The sequence below is a fragment of the Mitsuaria sp. TWR114 genome, from assembly GCF_007997345.1.
The window spans coordinates 1-3,654 of sequence record NZ_VOSR01000733.1 but is presented as its reverse complement, the minus strand read 5'-3'; the positions used below and the strand labels follow the sequence as shown (position 1 = coordinate 3,654).

Sequence of the window (3,654 nt, the reverse complement as noted above, 5' to 3'; positions counted from 1 at the left end):
CACCTACAAGATGATCCAGCGCGCCGAGACGATCGGCGTGTTCCAGATCGAGAGCCGGGCGCAGCGCAGCATGCTGCCGCGGCTCAAGCCCGAATGCTTCTACGACCTGGTGATCGAGGTCGCGATCGTGAGGCCCGGTCCGATCCAGGGCGGGATGGTGCATCCCTACCTGCAGCGGCGGCAGGGCTTGGAACCCGTCGTCTACCCGAAGGGTTTGGAATCGGTGCTGGATCGCACGCGTGGCGTGCCGGTGTTCCAGGAACAGGTGATGCAGATCGCGATGATCGCGGCCGGGTTCACCGGCGGCGAGGCCGACGAGCTGCGGCGCTCGATGGCGGCCTGGAAGCGCAAGGGCGACCTGGGGAAATACCGCGAGAAGCTGATCGAGGGAATGCGCGCGCGCGACTACCCGGTGTCCTTCGCGGAGCAGATCTTCGAGCAGATCAAGGGCTTCTCGGAGTACGGCTTCCCGGAGTCGCACGCCGCGTCGTTCGCGTTGCTGGTCTACACGAGCAGCTGGCTCAAGAAGCACCGGACGGCGGAATTCCTGGCGGGGATGCTGAATGCGCAGCCGCTGGGTTTCTATTCACCGAGTCAGTTGGTGCAGGACGCCCGGCGCAGCGGTGTCGAGGTGCGGCCGCCGGACGTGATGCACAGCGACTGGGACTGCACGCTGGAGCGTGCCGATGGCCGCGTGATCCGACCCACGCGCCGCGGCAAGGACACCGAGGCGCTCGATGCGCGGCCGCTGGACCAGGACGGCATCGCGCAGGACGAGGACGGCGACCCGTATCTGGAGTCGGACGAAGCGCTGGCGATCGACGCGGCGCCGGTGGCGGTGCGGCTGGGATTGCGGCTGGTGAAGGGCCTGCAGCAGGCCTCGGCGGCGGCGATCTGCCTCGAGCGCAGACGCGGCCCGTTCAACGACGCGGAAGACCTGGCGCGCCGCACCGGCCTGAACCAGCAGCAGATGACGATGCTGGCGGCGGGCGACGCGCTGACCAGCCTGAGCGGCCATCGGCGCCAGCAGATGTGGGACGCGGCTGCGCAGCATGCGTCGCCCCCGCTGCTGTCGACGGCGCCGGTGCAGGAGGACTTCCTGGCGCTGCCGCAGGCGCCGGAGGGCGAGGAGATCGTCTTCGACTACGCATCGCTGGGCCTGACGCTGCGGCGGCATCCGCTGTCGCTGCTGCGACCGATGCTGCGCGAGCAGCGCTGGATGTCGGCGCGGGAACTGAACGAGTTGCCGGATGGCCGCCCGGCGCGCGGCTGCGGGATCGTGACGGTCAAGCAGCAGCCGGCGACGGCCAAGGGGACGATCTTCATCTCTCTGGAGGACGAGACCGGGGACATCCAGGTCATCGTGCACCGCGCGCTGTGGCAGCGGCAGCGCCAGGTCATGCTGCATTCGCGGCTGATGGCGGTGAAGGGCAAGTGGCAGCGCAGCGGCGAGGTCCGCAACCTGATCGCCGGGCACATGGAAGACCTGACCCCGATGTTGGGGCGCTTGAGGACGGAGAGCCGGGATTTTCACTAGATCACTGGAACGCCACCGACGCGTCGACGGAAACCACATCACGTGGCGACGCTACCTTCTCCCCAAGCAACTTGAGCTTCTTGAAGGCAGCCCTGTCGAACGTCATGAACACCTCTCCACCCGAAAGACGCCCTTCACAGGCGATCGCCCCATCGGCGAAATCGCCCCCGAGGTCTAGCACCGCCAGCCCTGCGGTAACGGCAAACAGGTTGACCTTGACACAGGGCTTCTCCACAAGCGCTCGAATCGCCTGGGCAATCTCGCCCGCTTCGAATTTGTACGAGCGTCCAAGCACCCAGGCGAACTCGCAGAGACACGACACCGGGACAACCACGAGCTCTGCGTCACCCAGCAAGCGCATTGCGGCACGAGCCTGATCCAGGTCGTCCATGACGGCGATCCGGACCAGCACGTTGGTATCAACAGTCACCTTCATGGCTCTCCGGCCCATCCGTTCGCGATGGTCTCATTCATCTCGTCGATCGATACCGCCCCGGGGCGCCCCCGCGGCACTCCCGCAAGGATGCCAAGAAGGTCTCGAATATCGCCGGTCCGTCCACCTCGAAGAACGCAGCAGCCGTTGGGCAGCAGGTCGACCTCGATCTTTCCGCCTGGCCGGACTTTCAGGTGATCGAGCACCAACCGTTCAAGCTTGACCGTACGACGCTGAGACACCGTCATCGGCAGCAAATCGATCATCACGATGCTCATGAACAACCCTCTCGTGCGTTGATGGACCCGGAAGCCTAGCCCCGCACGCCATCGAAAAACCGCCTCTCCCCCTGACTTCCATCAACGGTGGGAGAGAACGCGCAGCCTCCCCCTGCGGATCCCTCGGCTGTAGGTTCCGTCCGACGGCGCAATGCGTCCTCCGGGGGGTACCCAAGGGGTCGGTCCTTGCGGAAAGATCGGCTCAATGGTCCTCATGCCGACCCGCCCGTCCCGCTGGCGTGGCCGGCCCCGACATCATGAAAAAGATTGCCGTCCGTGCCCGCGCGCTGCCCGTCGCGGCGCCGCTCATCCCGTCGCCCTCCTGGGCGCTGCTCGGCATCGAGCCGCTGCGTGCCGCGATGGAATACGCCAGCTGCCGCCTGATGGACCGCAGCGGTCATCCGCCCGGCGACGGTCATCCCGTCATCGTGTTCCCCGGCCTGGCGGCCGACGCGCAGTCGATCGCGCCGCTGGTGGGCTTCTGCCATGGCCTCGGCTACGCGGCGCGCGACTGGGGCCGCGGCCTGAACACCGGGCCGGTGGGGAACATCGACCGCTGGCTCGACGCCCTCGCCGCCGACATCGAGGCGCTGGTCGCCGACCAGCCGCAGGCGGTCTCGCTGGTCGGCTGGAGCCTGGGCGGCATCTACGCGCGCGAGATCGCCAAGCGCATCGCGCTGCCCGTCCGGCAGGTCATCACGATCGGCACGCCGATCACCGGCGAGGCGGCGCAGACCAACGTCAGCCTGCTCTACCGCTGGATCAACGGCGCGCTGCCGGTGCTGGACGAGGACTTCAAGGCGCGCCTCCTGGCCGCGCCCCAGGTGCCGACCACGGCCATCTACAGCCGCAGCGACGGCGTCGTCGCCTGGCAGGCCTGCGTGCAGCGCGAGGACCATCCGATGATCGAGAACGTCGAGGTCGACGGCAGCCACTGCGGCCTGGTGTGGAATCCCGCGGTGCTGAAGGTGGTCGCCGACCGGCTCGCCCATGCGCCCGGCGCGTGGCGCCCCTACGGCGACGTCGCCGAGGCGGAACCCGCGCGCGCCGTCCAGTCGCTGAACTGATCGGCGCCGAGCGCTGAGCAGCGCTCTGCGAGCGGCAGGCGCCGGGAGGCGCCCTGCCGCCCCACGCGCTACCGAATCAAGGCGATCAGGATGATGATCGGAATCGGCACGCCCAGCAGGTACAGCAACAGCGATCGCATGCGAGCTCTCCTTGGTTCAATCGATGAGGTCGCGCTGCCGGCCGCCGATGGTGGCCAGCAGGCTCGCGGTGAAGGCGCCGATCAGCAGCGCCACGAACATCCACAGCGCCGCCGCCAGCGTCGCCTTGCGCGCGGCATCCGCGGCTTCGCGGGCGCGCGTTTCCAGCGCCTGCGCCTCGGCGCGGGCGCGCTGCAGCGT

At 68.2% G+C, this 3,654-nt stretch carries 3 protein-coding genes and 2 pseudogenes; 2 read left to right on the top strand and 3 right to left on the bottom strand.

Annotated features, from left to right (window positions below; genetic code table 11):
* Positions 1-1,537: pseudogene (locus FUT87_RS23325) on the top strand (error-prone DNA polymerase); the annotation flags it as partial.
* Between the two features lies 1 nt (position 1,538).
* Here the strand turns inward: FUT87_RS23325 and FUT87_RS23320 are convergent.
* Complete coding sequence (locus FUT87_RS23320; RefSeq protein ID WP_147242550.1) at positions 1,539-1,973, bottom strand: type II toxin-antitoxin system VapC family toxin; 435 nt, start codon at positions 1,971-1,973, stop codon at positions 1,539-1,541.
* Complete coding sequence (locus FUT87_RS23315) at positions 1,970-2,248, bottom strand: AbrB/MazE/SpoVT family DNA-binding domain-containing protein (RefSeq protein WP_147242549.1); 279 nt, start codon at positions 2,246-2,248, stop codon at positions 1,970-1,972. Before FUT87_RS23315 ends, FUT87_RS23320 begins: the two co-directional genes overlap by 4 nt.
* A 257-nt stretch (positions 2,249-2,505) precedes the next feature.
* Here FUT87_RS23315 and FUT87_RS23310 point away from each other — a divergent pair, with 257 nt between their 5' ends.
* Positions 2,506-3,315, top strand: coding sequence for an alpha/beta hydrolase (locus tag FUT87_RS23310; RefSeq protein WP_147242548.1), 810 nt, complete (start codon positions 2,506-2,508; stop codon positions 3,313-3,315).
* Between the two features lie 156 nt (positions 3,316-3,471).
* On the opposite strand, the pseudogene FUT87_RS23305 reads toward FUT87_RS23310, so the two are convergent.
* A pseudogene (locus FUT87_RS23305) lies at positions 3,472-3,654 on the bottom strand (hypothetical protein); the annotation flags it as partial.